Source organism: Bradyrhizobium sp. CB2312 (assembly GCF_029714425.1).
In the GTDB taxonomy this organism is placed as follows: domain Bacteria; phylum Pseudomonadota; class Alphaproteobacteria; order Rhizobiales; family Xanthobacteraceae; genus Bradyrhizobium.
This window is the reverse complement of record NZ_CP121668.1, coordinates 6,946,939-6,964,470: the sequence shown is the minus strand read 5'-3', so window position 1 is coordinate 6,964,470 and position 17,532 is coordinate 6,946,939. Positions and strand designations below refer to the sequence as shown.

Genomic DNA, 17,532 nt, shown 5'->3' with positions numbered 1-17,532 from the left:
ATAGTCTGATACAGACGCAAGGAGAATGTATCAGTGTGTGATACATACCTTGGGTCTACCCCTCTACATTCGCCTTCATCGCGGCCTCGAACTTGTCGACGAACTCGGCGAGCTCGTCGGCGCCGATATCGCTGACGGCCCAGAAGTTCAGGCCGCGATTGCCCCAGCGGCGGCAGTTGAAGCCCTGCATGGTCTCGGTCTTCGGTGCGCGATATTCCGCGTTCGACGTCTGCGACACGAACAGGTTGATCACGTGCTGCCGGCGCTTGTAGACGACGGCGCCGATGGCGCGTGCGTCGATATAGTCGAGCCGGCCGCCGACCAGCGTAAAGCCTTGCGCGGTGAGGTCGATCACGGGCGGCGCAACGTCGAGCTTGCCGTTGAACCACGGCTTCACCGTGTGCTGGTCGGTCGAGACCACGTCGATGAGGTGACCGGCCTGGAGCGAGCGCAGATGCGCGGAGACGACCTCCGACAGGATGCGCTGCTGGTCGTCCTGGCGCAGCACCACGGCGACGACGCCGGAGGCGGCGAGCGCGGAGACCGCCGAGCCCATGGCAAAGCCGCGCAGCACGGAGCGGCGGGTCGGTTGCTGGCGCTGCGGCTGCGGCAACGAGGCCTCGATGCGGGTGCGGAGGCTCGCCGGCGCGGTGTAGCGCAAATCGGTGTCGGCGAGCACGCGCTGCATCTGGCGCTGAGCGGCAAACTCGGCGGCGCAGTCCGGACAGCTTGCGATATGGGCTTCGACCTCGCGCGCATGGCCGGCGTCCAGCTCGTTGTCGAGCAGCGCGTGAAGCAGGATCTTTGCTTCGTCGCAGGTCATTTCGAATGCTCCTCTTCCGCCGTCCAGGCCGCGCGCAGCATGGCGCGGGCGCGGGCGAGGCGGGACATCACGGTGCCGACGGGCACGCCGGCCGCCTCGGCAATTTCACGATAGGACAGGTTGTTGATCTCCCGCAGCACGAATGTTTCCCTGAACGGCTCGGCGAGTGCCTCGATCAGCTTGCGGATGGTGCCGGCATCGCGGCTGCGCAGCACCTCGGTCTCGGGGCTTGCCTCGCTCTCCTGCCATAACGGCGTCTGCTCGTCGGCGCCGGGCGTATCCTCGATCGCGCTCGGCCGGTGCGCCCGCCGTGCGTATTCGGCGTTGCAGACATTGCGCAGGATCGCGAACAGCCAAGGTTTCATCGCCGGCCCACGGTAGCTGTCGAAGTGCTTCAGCGCGCGCAGATAGCACTCCTGCACCGCATCCTCGGCGTCGGAGGCGTCGCGCAAGAGATAGCGCGCGAGCGTATAGACGTCGTTGAGATAGGGCAGCGCAGCTTCACGGAAGCGCTGAGCCTTCTGCAAATCGTCGTTGGCGGGCATCGCTCCTCGCTTTGCCTCTTGCTTTGCTTCCGCTACGGCCGCGGCCGAAGACGCGTGAGCCCGGCCGGCGTGGGACCACCGGCCGGGCAAGACGTTGATGCCTTGGTTGGAGACGTTACTCAACCTTGATCATCCCCGTCATGTGCGGGTGCAGCGAACAAAAATACTTGTAGTCGCCCGCATTGGTGAAGGTGAACGAGAACTTGTCGTCGGTGTCCAGGGTCTTGGACCTGAACTTGCCGGCCGACACCACGGTGTGCGGGATGTCGTCCCGGTTGGTCCAGGTCACGGTGGTGCCGACCTTGATCTTGAGCTCGGCCGGCTGGAACACGAAATTGTCGATATGCACTTCCAGGTCGTTGTCGGCACGGGCTTTTGTGGCGGGCAACAGGATGGCCGCGGCCAAAGCGAGACCGAGGTCGACACCGAAGTCGCGGCGGTTGAGGGTTTTCATTGTCAGCTTCCGTCTGGCCCTGGATCAACCCTGGAGCGGCGTGTCGATGATCGCGAGCCGCTGCTCGTTCTGCTTGAAGTTGACGCTGGCAACGCCGAGCATGGAGCGGAGTTTTGCGTCCTCGACCTTCATCGGTCCGGGCGAGGGGGCGGCCCCCGGCGACGGCTGCGGGAAGGCGGTCGAGCGCGCGGTGTGGAAGGTGACGTTGCCCTCGACCTTCTGCATCACCTGGTGGATGTGGCCGTTGAGCACGGTCACCGAGCCAAAGCCCTTCACGAGCTCCAGCGCGCGGCCGCCGTCCTCGGTGCCCCAGCCCCATTCGGGATAGACGGTCCAGAGCGGGATGTGGGCGAACAAGACGACTGGCGTCGATTTCGACTTGCCGCGCAGATCGTCCGCGAGCCAGGCGAGTTGCTCGGCGCCGAGATTGCCGAGGCCGCCGGCCTTGAGGTCGACGACGTTGACGAGGCCGACGAAGTGCACGCCGCCGGCGTCGAAGGAGTACCAGCCCTGGCCCTTGGTGCCGCGGCCGTAGCGCTCGCGATAGAACTTCACCTCCTCGTCGAGGAAGTCATGCTCGCCCGGAACGTAGTGCACGTCGAGCTTGCTCTGCGAGATGATGCGCTCGGCATTGTCGAACTCGGCGGCCTTCGACAGATGCGTGATGTCGCCGGTGTGGATCATGAAGGACGGTTTTGCCGGCATCGCGTTGATCTTGTTCACGGCCTCCTCCAGCGTGCCGAGCGCGTTGGGATTGGCCGGCTTGTCGAAGCCGACATGGCTGTCGCTGATCTGGAGGAAGGTCATGCCGGGCGTGGCCGCCGTCGCGGCTTCAGCCGAATCGATGATGCCGAGCGAGCGCGGCACGCCACCCGTGACGGTCCAGAGCACCCCCGTGCCGGCCCAGGTCATGCATTCCAGCACCTTGCGGCGGCTGACGCCGTCGTCCCCGTGATCGTGTCCGCTCATCGCACCTCTCCGCTTCGCCCGGAATTGGGCTGCGGGGAGGTGATTGGGGGAGGGGGAGGCTTATTCCCAGACGCGATGACGATTTCGTGAGGTGGCTCTCGTGTCCCGGACGCAGCGCAGCGCCTCTTGGCGGTGCGCTGCAGAGCCGGGACCTAGAAGGCCGCACGGTACGTTGTAAGATGGGCCCCGGCTCTGCGCAGCAGCGTTGCACGCTGCAGCGCGTCCGGGGCACGAGACTTAGTTCGCGAACTCCCGCACCGCTTCGACCACGAGAGCAGGCACCTCCTGCGCCACGCAGTGCCCGGCGCCTTCAAAGACCAGCGTGCTGACGCGCGGAATCAGCGAGACCGCACGCGCCGCCATCACCTTGTAGATCGGCCCCGACTTCGCGGCGGTGGTGACGCGCACCGGGCAGGCGATCTCGGCGAGCGAGGCAAACGGATTGCCGCGCGCATCGCCGACGTAAACCTGTGTCATCGCCTCGTAGATCGGACGCAGCATCGCCGACTCGATCTCGGGCGTGCAGCAGAGCCGGACTCGGCCATCCTCGATCGGCATGAAGCCGTGACGCACATAGGCCCGCAGCGACGTTTCGGTCCAATCCGCGAATGCCGGTGCCGCGCGGTAGCGGTTGAAGACGGCATCGTGGCTGTCGAATTCCGCCTGCCGGCGCAGCGCGCCTTGCACGCGGGACAGGGCCCCTTCGTCCAATCCGCCGGAGCGTGCCGCGCGCGGGTCCATGATGGTCGGCTCCATCACGAACAGGCGCGTGAAACGCCCGGGCAATAGCCTTGCCGCGAGCAGGAGGTCGGTCGCTCCCGCACTGTGGCCGATGCCGTAGACGTCGCGCAGCCCGAGCGCATCGATGACCCGGCAGACGTCGTCGGCAAAGTCCAGGAAGTGATAGGTGCTGGGCTTGTGGCTGGCGCCGTGGCCGCGGCGGTCGAGGGCGTAGACGGTGTAGGTCGACGCAAGCTCGCGCGCGACCTCGTTCCAGACATCGGCGACGAAACCGGTGCCGTGCACGAGCAGGGCGGGCGGTTTCCCGCTCTCGCCCCATTGCAACATGGCGATCTCTGCGCCGGCGGGGCCAATTGAAAAGCGGTGCGGATTGACCATGGCGATGCGATGCTACTTCGCATCCTCCAGGATCATCGTCGCGCCCTTCTCCGCGATCATCGCCGTCGGCGTGTTGGTGTTGCCCGAGGTGATGGTCGGCATGATCGAGGCGTCGACGATGCGCAGGCCACCGAGGCCGTAGAAGCGCAGGCGCTCATCGACCACCGCCATGGGATCGTTCGCTGCGCCCATCTTGGCGGTGCCGACGGGATGGAAGATGGTGGTGCCGATATCGCCGGCGGCCTTGGCGAGGGAGGCTTCGTCGTCGCCGACCGACGGGCCGGGCAGATATTCGCTCGGGTGGTACTTTGCCAGGGCCTTCTGCTGCATCAGGCGGCGGGTGGTGCGGATGGCGTCGGCGGCGACCTGGCGGTCGTCGTCGGTCGAGAGGTAATTCGGCGCGATGATCGGCTTCTCGTCGGGCGTCGCCGTGCGCAGGCGCACGGTGCCGCGCGAGGTCGGCTGAAGATTGCAGGCGCTGACCGTGATCGCGGGGAAGCGGTGCAGCGGATCGCCGAACTTATCGAGCGACAGCGGCTGCACGTGGAACTGGATGTTGGCCCGCGCGCGCGTCGCGTCGGAACGCGTGAAGATGCCGAGCTGCGATGGCGCCATCGTCAAGGGACCGCGGCGGCGGAAGGCGTAATCGAGCCCCATCAGGCCGCGTCGGAACAGATTGTAATAGGTCTCGTTCAGCGTGCGTACGCCCTCGACCTTGTAGATCGCGCGCTGCTGGAGATGGTCCTGCAAATTGCGGCCGACACCGGGCTTGTCCATGACGATGTCGATGCCAAGCGGTGATAGCCAGTCGGCAGGCCCGATGCCGGAGCGATGCAGCACCTGCACCGAGCCGATGGAGCCGGCCGAGAGGACGACTTCGCGCTTGGCACGCGCCTCGATGATCTCGCCGTTCTGGATGAAACGCACGCCGACGGCGCGGCCCTGCTCGATGATGAGACGATCGACTAGCACATGCTTCTCGAGCCGCAGATTGGGGCGGTTCAGGGCCGGCTTGAGGAAGCCGCGTGCCGATGACCAGCGGCGGCCGCGCTTCTGGTTGACATGGAAGTAACTGGTGCCTTCGTTGTCGCCGGTGTTGAAATCCGGGATGCGCTTGATGCCCATCTCCTCGGCGGCGTCTCCAACGGCGTCGAGCACCGCCCACGACAGCCGCGGCGCCTCGATGCGCCAGCCGCCGCCGGCGCCGTGATGCTCGCTCGCGCCGAGGAAGTGGTCTTCCAGCCGCTTGAACAGCGGCAGCACATCGTCATAGCCCCAGCCGGTCATGCCGAGCTGGCGCCAGTGATCGTAATCGGCGGCCTGGCCGCGCATCGAGATCATGGCGTTGATCGCCGAGCAGCCGCCGATCACCTTGCCGCGCGGATAGGCGAGCGCGCGGCCGTTCAGGCCCGGCTCGGCCTCGGTCTTGAACATCCAGTCCGAGCGCGGATTGCCGATCGCGAAGAGATAGCCGACCGGGATATGGAACCAGATCCAGTTGTCGTCGCCGCCGGCTTCGAGAATCAGGACACGGTTCTTTGGCTCGGCGGACAGCCGGTTGGCGAGGATGCAGCCGGCGGTGCCGGCTCCGACGACGATATAGTCAAACTCACCTTCGAGCCGTCTTGGCATTCTGCTTCCACCCAAACAGGCGTCATCCCCGGGCTTGTCCCGGGCTTCCACGCGCTTCCCGTCCTAATACTCAGACGTGGATGGGCAAGACAAGCTGGCCACAAGCCCGGCCATGACGGGAAGACAGAGCTACCCCGGACCCCAAGCAGTTGGGTGGACTCGCGCTTGCATGGTAGACAGTGCTGTATTTTCAACCAAGCTTGAGACCCTCCATGCCAGTTGTGAACCGCGTCGCCGACCTCCAACCCGATATTCAGGCCTGGCGCCGGGACATCCATGAGCATCCCGAGCTGCTGTACGACGTTCACCGCACCGCAGCATTCGTCGCGGACCGCCTGCGCGAGTTCGGCTGCGACGAGGTCGTGACCGGTGTCGGCCAGACCGGCGTGGTCGGCGTGATCAAGGGCAGCAAGCCGGCCGGCGAGGGGCTCAGGGTGATCGGCATGCGCGCCGACATGGATGCGCTGCCTGTCGACGAAGAGACCAACCTGCCTTACGCCTCCAAGACCCCCGGCAAGATGCACGCTTGCGGCCATGACGGCCACACGGCGATGCTGCTCGGCGCGGCGCGCTACCTTGCCGAGACCCGCAACTTCGCCGGCGATGCGGTGGTGATCTTCCAGCCGGCCGAGGAAGGCGGCGCCGGTGGTGCGGCCATGGTCAAGGACGGGCTGATGGAGCGCTTCGGCATCGAGCAGGTCTACGGCATGCACAACGGCCCCGGCATCCCGATCGGCTCGTTCGCGATCCGGCCGGGCCCGATCATGGCGGCGACCGACGAGGTCGATATCGTGATCGAGGGCTTCGGCGGTCATGCCGCGCGTCCGCACAAATGCGTGGATTCGGTGCTGGTCGGCGCGCAGGTAATCACGGCGCTGCAATCGATCGTCGCGCGCAGCGTCGATCCCTTGGAATCGGCGGTGATCTCGATCTGCGAGTTCCACGCCGGCAACGCCCGCAACGTCATTCCGCAGACGGCGACGCTGCGCGGCACCATCCGCACGCTGACACCTGAGGTGCGCAAGCTGGTCGAGAAGCGCGTGCACGAGGTGGTGGCGGGCGTGGCGCAGATTACGGGCGCCAAGATCGATCTGCACTACAAACGCAACTATCCCGTCGTGAACAACCATGCCGCGGAGACCGAAGTGGCGACGCGCATTGCGAAGCAGGTTGCGGGCGAAGCCAACGTGCTCGAGATGCCGCCGCTGATGGGCGGGGAGGATTTCGCCTATATGCTGGAAGCGCGCCCCGGCGCCTTCATCTTCTGCGGCAACGGCGACAGTGCCGGCCTGCATCACCCCGCCTACAATTTCAACGACGAGGCGATCGTCTACGGCACGTCCTATTGGGTCAAGCTGGTCGAGGAACAGCTCGCGGCGTCGTAAGGCTCACGTCCGACGCACAAAATGAAAGGGCCCGCGCATCGCACGGGCCCTTTGTCGTTGCGGGATCTGCTCGGCTTAGAACATGCGCGAGAAAATCACGTAGAGCGTGGCCGACAGCATGATCGCGCAGGGAAGCGTCAGCACCCAGGCCATCAGCAGGTTGCGGATCGTCGCCAATTGCAGGCCCGAGCCATTGGCCGCCATGGTGCCGGCGACGCCGGACGACAGCACGTGGGTGGTCGAGACCGGCAGGCCGAACACGTCGGCGGCGCCGATCGTGGCGGCGGCGACGAGCTCGGCGGAGGCGCCCTGGGCGTAGGTGAGATGGGTCTTGCCGATCTTCTCACCGACGGTGATCACGATGCGCTTCCAGCCGATCATGGTGCCGAGGCCGAGCGCGATGGCGACCGCGATCTTCACCCAGTTCGGGATGAACTTCGTGGCGGCGTCGAGCGAGCCCTTGTAGGCGTTTAAGGTCGCGACCTCGTCCTTGTTGAGATCGTTTTCCTTGTCCTTCATCAGGAAGCGGATCGCTTCCGAGGTCAGGTACATGTCGTTGCGGGTGTTGCCGACCGCTTCCGCCGGCACCTTGTTCAGCGAACCGTATTTGGCAACCTGATCGCCGACATCCTTCACGAGCACGGCGAGCGAGGGGTAGGTGCCTTCGTTGATGTGATGCAGTGCGATGTACTGCGTCACGGCCGGACGGGGATCGCCGATGATGCTGTGGCCGGCGCCCTTGGCCGAGATCACCTTGGAGGCGGCCTCCGACGTCTTCTGGAACTGGGCGACCTGGGATTCCGGCAGCGCGCGGTTGAGCGCGTAGGCGGTCGGGACGGTGCCGATCAGGATCAGCATGATCAGGCCCATGCCCTTCTGGCCGTCGTTCGAGCCGTGCGCGAAGCTGACGCCGGTGCAGGTCGCAATCAGGATGCCGCGGATCCAGAGCGGCGGCGCCTTGTGGCCTTCGGGCGCAGCATAGAGTGCCGGGTTGCGCACGATGAGCTTGAGAACCAGCAGCAGCACGGCGGCGCAGATGAAGCCGAACAACGGCGACAGCAGCAGCGCGTAGCCGATCTCGGTGGCCTTGCTCCAGTCCACGCCCGAGGTGCCGTCGCGGCCGCGCATGACGGCGTTGGCGATGCCGACGCCGATGATCGAGCCGATCAGCGTGTGCGAGGAGGAGGCGGGAAGTCCGAAGAACCAGGTGCCGAGATTCCAGATGATCGCAGCGATCAGCAGCGCGAACACCATGGCGAAGCCGGCGCTGGAGCCGACCTGGAGGATCAACTCGACCGGCAGCAGCGAGACGATGCCGAAGGCGACCGCACCGGAGGAGAGCAGCACGCCGAGGAAGTTGAAGAAGCCCGACCACATCACGGCGAATTCGGCGGGCAGCGAATGGGTGTAGATCACCGTCGCCACCGCATTGGCGGTATCGTGGAAGCCGTTGACGAATTCGAAGCCGAGCGCGATCAGGAGCGCGACGAACAGAAGGATGTAGGGCAGGAAGGTCGTGACCTTGGTGCCGGTCGCGTTGACGTCGACATAGATGCTGTAGGCGACGAACAGCAGGCCCGCGGCGAGGATGCCGAAGAACAGGATCATCGTGAGAGGGTTGAAGCCCTTGTCGAGGTTTGGCCGGGAAGCCGGCTGGATCGGCGTGCCATCGGCTACCGTCCCGTTAAATGCTACATCGGTCATGTTTGAACGCCCCTTAACCTATTGGAAGGGCTATTGTCCGCGAATGATTTGAAGGCTGGATGACAACCTGCGTGCTAACGTCGCTTTCCTCTTCTATTTAAGCGGCGCGGGCAGCTTTCTTCTGCAAGGCGGCGGCGATCTTCAGGTCTTCGACAAAGCGCTGATACTCCAGTACTTTCGCTTCCGGATCGGGCAGCCGCAGCAGATAGGACGGATGCACCGTCACCAGCGCCTTGCGTCCATCGGGCAGGTCTATGAGCCGGCCGCGGGTCTTTCCGATCGGAGTGATCTTGCCGAACACGCTCTGCGCGGCGGTGGCGCCCATCGCGACGATGAGATCAGGCTGGATTGCCGAAACTTCCCGCTCATACCATTGCCGGCAGGCCCGGATCTCAGGTGTGTTCGGCTTCTGATGCAGGCGGATCTTGCCGCGCGGCACGAATTTGAAGTGCTTGACCGCGTTGGTGACGTAGACCTTCTTGCGGTCGACGCCGGCTTCCTCCAGCGCGCGGTCGAGCATCTGCCCGGCGGGTCCAACGAAAGGATGGCCGGCGAGATCTTCCTTGTCGCCGGGCTGCTCGCCGACCAGCATGATGTTGGCGTTCTTCGGGCCCTCGCCGAACACGGTCTGTGTCGCGTCCTTGTAGAGATGGCAGGCGCGGCAATGCGCGGCCTCCTCGCGGAGGGCTTCGAGATCGTCGGCAGCAGGTTTGCGTTTCATCGGAGCCTCCGCCCGCTTCTGAGGCTTGTGCGGATCGGTTGCGGCATTGGCGATCATGGCGCCGGTCATGCGCTCGGCGTCCTCGATCAGGGGTTTAATGATCGAAGCCTCGGGCAGGTTCCTCCAGTATTTCTTCGGCATCTCCGTCTGCATCGCCTTCACCTTCAGCCGGGCCGGATTGAAGATGCTGGCGTAGTAGCGCCGCCAGGTTTCCTCCAGCCGGTCTTCGCCAGGTGCCTCGCTCTTGCTCACGCCCGGCGTGAACGAGAGCGCGTGGCCGTCCCAATGCGCGCAGAGGTCCGGCGTCAGGATCGACCACGGCATGTCGGCAAAGCGTTTTGCGAAAAACGGCGCGGCGAGCTCGACGATGTGATGCTCCGGCTCGAACCAGGCGACGTAATGCGCGGCGCGCTCGCGGCCGATCTCGCGGAAGCGCACGAAGGCATGCATCTTGTGCTCGTCGCGATGAACCGCTCTCGCCATCGCAATGACCTGCGCGACATCGGAGTCGGTCGCGACCTCGATGAGATCGTGATCGTCCTTCAGCCGGAACAGCAGGCGATAGAGGATCGCAAAACGCTCGCCATCGCGATGCAGGATCGCGGCCTGGGCGAGCTCGACGAATTTTGCCGGAACGTTGAAGGTGCCGTCGTTCACCTCGAGGATCGGAGACGGCGCGGGTGGCGCGAACAAATCGGCTTCGCCGCCCTGCACGGCCCAGGTGACATCGGCGGGCTCCACATGATGAAGCACGAGTGAACGCGCCGCTTTGCGCCAGCCGTCGAAATCGGTTTCGGTGTCGAGGATGATGTACTGCATCAGAAGCCAAACCCCAGTTGCGTTGCCTTCGGCTTGAACCGTTCGATCAGCCCGGCCGCATCGAGGCGGTGCGCTGAGGGGCGGTGATCGCTGAGGACGATGAACGGCAGCGCCTTGTTGCGGGGCACGTGCAGGCGCGCGAGATCGGAGAGGCGGATCGTGGTGGTGCGGCGCGTCGCGATGATGCGCTCGACCGCCTTGGTGCCGAAGCCCGGCACGCGCAGCAGCTCCTCGCGGCTGGCGCGGTTGACGTCGAGCGGGAAGCGATCGCGATGGCGCAGCGCCCAGGCGAGTTTCGGATCGATGTCGAGCGGCAGCATCGCGCTGTCGTCGACGATCTCGCCGACGTCGAATCCGTAGAACCGCATCAGCCAGTCGGCCTGGTAGAGCCGGTGCTCGCGCAGCAGCGGCGGCTGCACCAGAGGCAAGGCGCGGCTGGCGTCGGGGATCGGGCTGAAGGCGGAGTAGTAGACCCGCCGCAGCCGGTAGGAGCCGTAGAGATTGGCGCTGGTGTGGAGGATGGTGTGGTCGTTCGCGTTGTCGGCGCCGACGATCATCTGCGTGCTTTGGCCGGCCGGCGCGAAGCGCTGCGGTTTTGCTTTCGTCTTCGCGGTGCGGCTTTCCTCGGCCTCGTCGAGCTTCAGCCGCAGCCGGCCCATGGTGCGGCGGATCGCTCGGACATCTTTCTCCGGCGCGAATTGCTGCAGGCTCGTCTCCTGCGGCATCTCGATGTTGATGGAGAGACGGTCGGCATATTTGCCGGCCTCCGCGATCAACGCGTCGTCGGCCTCGGGAATGGTCTTCAGATGGATGTAGCCGCGGAAGTGATGCTCCTCGCGCAGTTTTCGCGCGACGCTCACCACTTGCTCCATGGTGTAGTCGGGACTGCGGATGATGCCGGAGGAGAGAAACAGGCCCTCGATGTAATTGCGCCGGTAGAAGTCGAGCGTCAGCTTGACCACCTCTTCGATGGTGAAGCGGGCGCGCGGCACGTTGGAGGAGGCGCGGTTGACGCAATAGAGGCAATCGTAATTGCAGGCGTTGGTCAGCAGCACCTTGAGCAGCGAGATGCAGCGTCCATCCGGCGCGTAGGAATGGCAGATGCCCATGCCTGGGGCGGTCGAGCCCATGCCCTTGCCGTCGCTGGAATCCCGCTTCTCGGTGCCGCTGGAGGCGCAGGAGGCGTCGTACTTGGCGGCATCCGCGAGAATTGCCAGTTTGCGTTGTATGTCCATGCTTGAATCTCTTTGATTCCACTCATGAATCTTTGGCGTGCCAATTCGATTGACTCTTCGGGCGCCGTTAGCTTTATATTAGAACATATCATGAACAAATGAGCCAGCCGCTGGTTCTCTTTTCGAGAGCCACCGGCAATCACCTCTGAAGGAGCGGCGAGCATGAGCAGCGCACGCATCAGCGCGCTTGCGACCTTGCGCGGCCAGATCGAGCGCATCGAGACGGCGGAGGTCGTGCATCATCACGATCGGGTCGCGCTCGGCCATGGCGAGGCCGACGCCGCGCTGAAGGGCGGGCTCGCGCGCGCGGCGATCCACGAGGTGTTTTGCGAGGGTCGGCAGGGGACGGCCGCGACGGGTTTTGTCATGGGCCTCGCAGGGCGCGTCTCGGGACAGCGGCCGCTGCTGTGGGTGCGGCAGGATTTTTCGGAGCTCGAAACAGGCGCGCTGTCGATGAGCGGGCTCGCCGAGCTTGGCCTCGATCCGCGCCGCGTCGTGATGGTGCGCGCCGCCGATGTCGAGAGCGCGCTACGCACTTCGGCCGACGCGCTCGCCTGCGATGCGCTCGGCGCTGTGGTGCTCGAGCTCTGGGGTGATGTCAGGCAGTTCGATCTCGTCGCGAGCCGCAAGCTGACGCTCGCCGCGCAATCTTCAGGCGTCACCGGGCTGATGCTGCGGATGGCGGCGCAGCCGCTGCCCTCGACCGCGGAGACGCGCTGGATGCTGCGGGCGGCGCATTCGCCGCCGGGGCCAGTATGGAGTGCCTGGGGCGCGCCGCGCTTCGATGCCGAGCTGTTGCGCAATCGTCATGGCCCGTGCGGCCGGTGGATCATGGAATGGAATTGTGATGAGTGCCAGTTCAGTGAATCGTCGACGTATTCTCAGCCTGTGGCTGCCGCGCCTGCCCATCGACCGGATCCAGCGCTTCTTCAACAGCGCCGGGCTGGGTAAGGCCAATAATGAACCGAGCATCGTCGTCATCAAGGACAACAATGCGCTGGTGATCCATGCGCTCGACGAGGCCGCCGAGCGTCTCGGCCTGTACATCGGCCAGCCGCTCGCCAATGCGCGGGCGATGTGTCCGGATCTGAAAGTGTTCGACTCCGATGTCGTGGCCGATGCCAAGACGCTCAGCGACATCGCCGACTGGTGCGACCGCTTCACGCCGCTGGTGGCGCTGGACGCGCCGCATGGGCTGTTCCTTGACATCACCGGCTGCGCGCATCTGTTCGGCGGCGAGGCCGCGCTGTTGCAGACGCTGGTCCGAGCGCTTGCGCGGCAAGGCTTTGCCGTCAGCGCGACAATTGCCGGCACCTCGGTCTGTGCGCGCACGCTGACGCGGCAGACTTCAGGCATCATCGTCGCCGACGGCGGCGAGGCGGCGGCGATCGACCGGTTTCCGGTGTCCGCGCTCGGCGCGGGCGAGGCCATCACCACCGGCCTGCGCCGTGCCGGTCTGAAGACCATCGGCGATGTCGCCTCGCGTTCGCCGAGCGAGATCACGGCGCGGTTCGGCGCCCGGTTCTCCACGCTGCTCGCGCATGCGCTGGGGCAGGGCGATGCGCCGATCAATCCGCGCAAGCCGCTGCCCGACTATATCGTCGAGAAGCGCTTTGCCGAGCCGATCGCAACCGACACCATGATCGCGATGACGCTGTCGCGGCTGGCCGATACGTTGATCGCCTCCATGGAGAAGCAGGGCAAGGGCGCACGGCGCCTCGAAGCCGCGTTCTTCCGCACCGACGGCGTGGTGCGCGCGATCATGGTCGAGACCGGGCGGCCGGTGACGCGAAGCGCGGTTGTCGACCGCCTGTTCCGCGAGCGCCTCGATGCGCTCGCCGATCCCCTCGATCCCGGCTTCGGCTTCGACATGGTGCGCCTGTCGGCGAGCCGCACCGAGATCGTGGTGCAGGAGCAGCGCGACCTCGACGCCCATGTCCACGACAATGACGAGCTTGCCGCGCTGATCGACCGCATCGCCGCGCGGATCGGGGGGAAACGCGTCGTCGTGCATCTGCCGCAGGACACCCATATTCCCGAATGCGCCGTGCTGGCCGCGCCCGCCCAGCATCATCTCGCGGCTGCCATGCAGGCCGAATGGCCGGCGCGTCCCGAAAGCGAGCCGCCGCTGCGCCCGTTGCGTCTGTTCGAGAAGCCCGAGCCGATCAAGGTGCCGTTCGCGACGGTGCCCGACGGTCCGCCGCATCAATTCACCTGGCGCCGCGCGCTGCATGCGGTGGTGCGGGTGGAAGGGCCCGAGCGCATCGCGATGGAATGGTGGCGGCAGGACGGCAAGCAGCTGACGCGGGATTATTTCCGCATCGAGGACGCCGAGGGCCTGCGCTTCTGGATCTTTCGCGACGGTCTCTACGAGAACGAGGTGTTCGACGGCGACGGCGAGCCCGCGTCTCCCAACTGGTATGTGCACGGTCTCTTCGCATGACGACATCAGCCTATGCCGAGATCGGCATCACCACCAATTTCTCCTTCCTGCGCGGCGGCTCGGATCCGCGCGCCTATGTGCATCAGGCCAGCATCCTCGGCATCCCCGCAATCGGCATTGCCGATCACAACACGCTCGCCGGCGTCGTGCGCGCCTACAAGGAGCTCGACAATGACAAGGTGCTGCACAAGCCGAAACTGCTGATCGGCGCGCGCATCGTCTTCATCGACGGCACGCCCGATATTTTGGTGTACCCGCGCGACCGCGCCGCCTATGGCCGGCTGTGCCAGCTCCTCACCCGGGGCAAGCGCGGCGACGACATCACACGGATCGAGAAGGGCGAATGCCATCTCAGGTTTGCTGACCTGCTCGCGTTTGCCGAAGGGCAGCTCCTGGTCCTGACGCTGCCGCATCGCTTCGAGCCGGCGCAGGTGCTGGATATTCTTGCAAAGCTGAAGGCGAACGGTGCCGAGGGCGTGTGGCTGGCGGCGAGCCTGATCTATCGCGGCGACGACCGCCGCCGCCTGGCGCGGCTCGATGATCTCGCCGCAAAAGCCAAAGTGCCGCTGCTCGCGACCAACGAGGTGCTCTACCACCATCCCGCGCGCCGTCCGCTTCAGGACGTGCTGACCTGCATCCGGGAGAAGACCACGATCGAGGCGGTGGGACGCAAGCTGGAAGCCAATGCCGAGCGCTTTCTGAAGACGCCCCGCGAGATGGCGCGGCTGTTTCGCGATTTCCCCGAGGCGATCACGGAGACCATGCGCTTTGCGGACAGAATCGACTTCTCGCTCGACCAGCTCAAATACCAATATCCGGATGAGCCGGTGCCGCCCGGCAAGACCGCGCAGGGGCATCTGGAGGATCTGACCTGGGCGGGCGTGAAAAAATATTTCAATGACGATATCGACGACAAGCTGCGCGCCACTTTGAACAAGGAGCTCGCGCTGATCGCCGAGCTGAAATACGCGCATTACTTCCTCACCGTGCACGACATCGTGCACTATGCGCGCAGCCAGAACATTCTGTGCCAGGGCCGCGGCTCGGCGGCGAATTCGGCCGTGTGCTACGTGCTCGGCATCACCTCGGTCGACCCGACCAAGGTTGACCTGCTGTTCGAGCGCTTCATCTCCAAGGAGCGGCTGGAGCCGCCCGACATCGACGTCGACTTCGAGCATTCGCGGCGCGAGGAGGTGATGCAATATGTTTATCGCCGCTACGGTCGCCACCGCGCCGCGATCATCGCCACCGTCATCCATTACCGTCCGCGCAGCGCCATTCGCGACGTCGGCAAGGCGTTGGGCCTGACTGAGGACGTCACCGCCGCGCTCGCCGACACCGTCTGGGGCAGCTGGGGCAAGGGCCTCAACGACATGCAGGTCCGGCAGGCCGGGCTCGATCCGCAAAATCCCATGATCAACCTCGCGGTCGAGCTCGCGACAGAGCTGATCGAATTCCCGCGCCATCTGTCCCAGCATGTCGGCGGCTATGTGCTGACGCAGGACCGGCTCGACACCTATGTGCCGATCGGCAACGCCGCGATGGACGACCGCACCTTCATCGAATGGGACAAGGACGACGTCGACGCGCTCAGCATGATGAAGGTCGACGTGCTTGCGCTGGGCATGCTGACCTGCATCCGCAAGTGTTTTGATCTGATCGATCAGCACAAAGGCGAGCGTTGGGTTCTGGCGACCGTCCCGCAGGACGACCCCAAGGTCTACGACATGCTGTGCGACGGCGAGTCGCTCGGCGTCTTCCAGGTCGAGAGCCGCGCGCAGATGAACATGCTGCCGCGCCTGAAGCCGCGGACGTTCTACGATCTCGTCATCGAGGTCGCGATCGTGCGGCCGGGACCGATCCAGGGCGACATGGTCCATCCTTACTTGCGGCGGCGGAATGGTCTGGAAAAGGTGAGCTATCCGTCTCCGTCGCCGGATCACGGCGACAAGGACGAGCTTTACAATGTGCTGCACAAAACGTTGGGCGTGCCGCTGTTCCAGGAGCAGGCGATGCGCATCGCGATCGAGGCCGCACATTTTACGTCCGAAGAAGCCAACGGCCTGCGCCGCTCGATGGCGACCTTCCGCAATGTCGGCACCATCGGCCAGTACGAGGAGAAGCTGATCGGCAATATGGTCGCGCGCGGCTACGATCCCAACTTTGCCAAAAGCTGCTTCGACCAGATCAAGGGCTTTGGCTCCTACGGTTTCCCTGAGAGCCATGCCGCGAGCTTCGCCCAGCTCGTCTACATCTCGTCATGGCTGAAACACTACCATCCCGACGCCTTCTGTTGTGGCCTCCTGAACTCGCAGCCGATGGGCTTTTACGCCCCGGCGCAGATCGTCGGCGATGCCCGCAAGAACGGCGTCGAGGTGCGCGACATCGACGTGTCCTACAGCTTTGCGCAGAACACGCTGGAGAACACGAAAGACAAGTATTGTGCCGTGCGCCTCGGCTTCCGCCAGATCGATGGCTTCCACTGGCTCGATCCCGATGAGGAGTCGTTGAAGCGCGATCAGGCATTGCGCCGCATGCGAAATATCGATGCGCCTGAGTCAGGGACGCACGAGCAGTTGGGCTCTCTCCCCCCTTGCGGGGGAGAGTTGGAGAGAGGGGTAAGCCACGAGCACCGCCCGCGCGGCTCACCCCTCTCCCTAACCCTCCCCCGCCGCAAGGGGGGAGGGAACCCGTCCATCTCCCGTGCGGCCTTGGACCAGATGCGCGTTGAAGACGTTGAACTCGACTGGGCCGACCGCATCGTCGCCGCCCGCAATCGCCGGCCCTTCACCTCGCTGGAAGACTTCGCCCGCGACACCGGCCTGCCCAAGCGCGCGCTGATCCTGCTGGCGGATGCCGATGCGTTCCGCTCGCTCGGGCTCGACCGCCGCGAGGCGCTGTGGCAGGTGCGGCGGCTGCCCGACGACGTGCCGCTGCCGCTGTTCGAGGCCGCGACCGCACGCGAGCAGCCGGACGAGCACGCAAAGCCGCTGCCGGTGATGCCGCGCGCCGAGCAGGTCGTCGCCGATTACCAGACCATCCGGCTATCGCTGAAGGGTCATCCGATGGAATTTTTGCGCGAGATGTTTTCGCGCGAGCGTGTCGTCGCTTGCAAGGAGATCAGCCACGAGAACGATCGGCGCCGCGTCCGCTGCGCCGGCGTGGTGCTGGTGCGGCAGCGGCCGGGCAGCGCCAGCGGCGTCGTGTTCATGACATTGGAAGACGAGACCGGTATCGCCAATGTCGTGGTGTGGCCCAAGGTGATGGAGCAGTACCGCAAGGAGGTGATGGGCGCGCGCCTCATCGAGGTTCAGGGCTACATCCAGAGCAGCCCCGAAAAGGTGACGCATCTGATCGCCCAGCGCATGATCGACCGTTCGCACGATCTGGTCGGATTGGCCAACGATGCGCTGAGCCGCAAGCATCCGGTGCCGGCAGGCGCGACCGTGGTCGAGCCCCTCAACGAAGACCCCCGCGCGCTTGCGGACATGCCCGCGCAAAAACACCGCCACCCGCGCAACGTCCGCATCCTGCCGCCATCGCGGGATTTTCATTGAGATGTGGCACGGGATGCCGCCACACCCTCAGCTGCCGTAGGGTGGGCAAAGGCGCGTAAGCGCCGTGCCCACCATTCTTTTGCGATCACTGACAGATGGTGGGCACGCTTCGCTTTGCCCACCCTA

At 65.2% G+C, this 17,532-nt stretch carries 13 protein-coding genes; 4 read left to right on the top strand and 9 right to left on the bottom strand.

Annotated features, from left to right (window positions below; translation table 11 throughout):
* Positions 1–55 precede the first annotated feature (55 nt).
* The 6 genes from QA642_RS33975 to QA642_RS33950 form a co-directional block, all read right to left on the bottom strand.
* A complete protein-coding gene (locus QA642_RS33975; protein WP_283080779.1) occupies positions 56–823 on the bottom strand; it encodes an anti-sigma factor in 768 nt (255 codons plus the stop codon).
* Positions 820–1,368 carry a sigma-70 family RNA polymerase sigma factor gene (locus tag QA642_RS33970; protein WP_283080778.1) on the bottom strand — a complete coding sequence of 183 codons (549 nt, stop codon included), beginning with the start codon at positions 1,366–1,368 and terminating at the stop codon, positions 820–822. The genes QA642_RS33975 and QA642_RS33970 overlap by 4 nt, the downstream gene beginning before the upstream one ends.
* Before the next feature lie 115 nt (positions 1,369–1,483).
* On the bottom strand, positions 1,484–1,822 hold the full coding sequence (locus QA642_RS33965; RefSeq protein WP_235539447.1) for a cupredoxin family copper-binding protein: 339 nt from the start codon (positions 1,820–1,822) through the stop codon (positions 1,484–1,486).
* 24 nt (positions 1,823–1,846) lie between these two features.
* The gene (locus QA642_RS33960) at positions 1,847–2,791 is read right to left on the bottom strand and encodes a metallophosphoesterase (protein WP_283080777.1); all 945 of its coding nucleotides are present in this window, start codon (positions 2,789–2,791) and stop codon (positions 1,847–1,849) included.
* Between the two features lie 237 nt (positions 2,792–3,028).
* On the bottom strand, positions 3,029–3,910 hold the full coding sequence (locus tag QA642_RS33955; protein WP_283080776.1) for an alpha/beta hydrolase: 882 nt from the start codon (positions 3,908–3,910) through the stop codon (positions 3,029–3,031).
* A 12-nt stretch (positions 3,911–3,922) separates the two neighbouring features.
* Positions 3,923–5,542, bottom strand: a complete 1,620-nt coding sequence (locus tag QA642_RS33950) for a GMC family oxidoreductase N-terminal domain-containing protein (protein ID WP_283080775.1) — start codon at positions 5,540–5,542, stop codon at positions 3,923–3,925.
* A gap of 212 nt (positions 5,543–5,754) precedes the next feature.
* On the opposite strand from QA642_RS33950, the gene QA642_RS33945 reads away from it, so the two are divergent.
* Positions 5,755–6,927, top strand: coding sequence for a M20 aminoacylase family protein (locus QA642_RS33945; protein ID WP_283080774.1), 1,173 nt, complete (start codon positions 5,755–5,757; stop codon positions 6,925–6,927).
* Positions 6,928–7,002: 75 nt separating this feature from the next.
* On the opposite strand, the gene QA642_RS33940 is transcribed toward QA642_RS33945, so the two are convergent.
* The 3 genes from QA642_RS33940 to QA642_RS33930 all read right to left on the bottom strand — a co-directional run bounded on the left by QA642_RS33940 (position 7,003) and on the right by QA642_RS33930 (position 11,406).
* Entirely contained in the window at positions 7,003–8,631 is a 1,629-nt protein-coding gene (locus tag QA642_RS33940; RefSeq protein ID WP_283080773.1) for an inorganic phosphate transporter, read from the bottom strand.
* 97 nt (positions 8,632–8,728) lie between these two features.
* The gene (locus QA642_RS33935) at positions 8,729–10,171 is read right to left on the bottom strand and encodes a UdgX family uracil-DNA binding protein (protein ID WP_283080772.1); all 1,443 of its coding nucleotides are present in this window, start codon (positions 10,169–10,171) and stop codon (positions 8,729–8,731) included.
* Positions 10,171–11,406 (bottom strand): putative DNA modification/repair radical SAM protein, encoded by a 1,236-nt coding sequence (locus QA642_RS33930; RefSeq protein WP_283080771.1) that lies wholly within the window; start codon positions 11,404–11,406, stop codon positions 10,171–10,173. Before QA642_RS33930 ends, QA642_RS33935 begins: the two co-directional genes overlap by 1 nt.
* Before the next feature lie 162 nt (positions 11,407–11,568).
* Between QA642_RS33930 and QA642_RS33925 the strand changes: the two genes are divergently transcribed.
* Genes QA642_RS33925 through QA642_RS33915 form a run of 3 tightly spaced genes read left to right on the top strand, consistent with a single transcriptional unit; the run spans position 11,569 to position 17,406 of the window.
* A complete protein-coding gene (locus QA642_RS33925; RefSeq protein WP_283080770.1) occupies positions 11,569–12,357 on the top strand; it encodes a DNA repair protein in 789 nt (262 codons plus the stop codon).
* The gene (locus QA642_RS33920; protein ID WP_283080769.1) at positions 12,254–13,849 is read left to right on the top strand and encodes a DNA polymerase Y family protein; all 1,596 of its coding nucleotides are present in this window, start codon (positions 12,254–12,256) and stop codon (positions 13,847–13,849) included. The genes QA642_RS33925 and QA642_RS33920 overlap by 104 nt, the downstream gene beginning before the upstream one ends.
* Complete coding sequence (locus QA642_RS33915; protein ID WP_283080768.1) at positions 13,846–17,406, top strand: error-prone DNA polymerase; 3,561 nt, start codon at positions 13,846–13,848, stop codon at positions 17,404–17,406. The genes QA642_RS33920 and QA642_RS33915 overlap by 4 nt, the downstream gene beginning before the upstream one ends.
* The last annotated feature ends 126 nt before the right edge of the window (positions 17,407–17,532 follow it).

Excerpts from the sequence above, each read along its gene's own strand:
- QA642_RS33965 (WP_235539447.1), bottom strand. The coding sequence starts at position 1,822 with ATGAAAACCCTCAACCGCCGCGACTTCGGTGTCGACCTCGGTCTCGCT.
- QA642_RS33970 (WP_283080778.1), bottom strand. The coding sequence starts at position 1,368 with ATGCCCGCCAACGACGATTTGCAGAAGGCTCAGCGCTTCCGTGAAGCT.
- QA642_RS33930 (WP_283080771.1), bottom strand. The coding sequence starts at position 11,406 with ATGGACATACAACGCAAACTGGCAATTCTCGCGGATGCCGCCAAGTAC.
- QA642_RS33960 (WP_283080777.1), bottom strand. The coding sequence starts at position 2,791 with ATGAGCGGACACGATCACGGGGACGACGGCGTCAGCCGCCGCAAGGTG.
- QA642_RS33950 (WP_283080775.1), bottom strand. The coding sequence starts at position 5,542 with ATGCCAAGACGGCTCGAAGGTGAGTTTGACTATATCGTCGTCGGAGCC.
- QA642_RS33915 (WP_283080768.1), top strand. The coding sequence starts at position 13,846 with ATGACGACATCAGCCTATGCCGAGATCGGCATCACCACCAATTTCTCC.
- QA642_RS33945 (WP_283080774.1), top strand. The coding sequence starts at position 5,755 with ATGCCAGTTGTGAACCGCGTCGCCGACCTCCAACCCGATATTCAGGCC.
- QA642_RS33975 (WP_283080779.1), bottom strand. The coding sequence starts at position 823 with ATGACCTGCGACGAAGCAAAGATCCTGCTTCACGCGCTGCTCGACAAC.
- QA642_RS33940 (WP_283080773.1), bottom strand. The coding sequence starts at position 8,631 with ATGACCGATGTAGCATTTAACGGGACGGTAGCCGATGGCACGCCGATC.
- QA642_RS33925 (WP_283080770.1), top strand. The coding sequence starts at position 11,569 with ATGAGCAGCGCACGCATCAGCGCGCTTGCGACCTTGCGCGGCCAGATC.
- QA642_RS33935 (WP_283080772.1), bottom strand. The coding sequence starts at position 10,171 with ATGCAGTACATCATCCTCGACACCGAAACCGATTTCGACGGCTGGCGC.
- QA642_RS33955 (WP_283080776.1), bottom strand. The coding sequence starts at position 3,910 with ATGGTCAATCCGCACCGCTTTTCAATTGGCCCCGCCGGCGCAGAGATC.
- QA642_RS33920 (WP_283080769.1), top strand. The coding sequence starts at position 12,254 with ATGAGTGCCAGTTCAGTGAATCGTCGACGTATTCTCAGCCTGTGGCTG.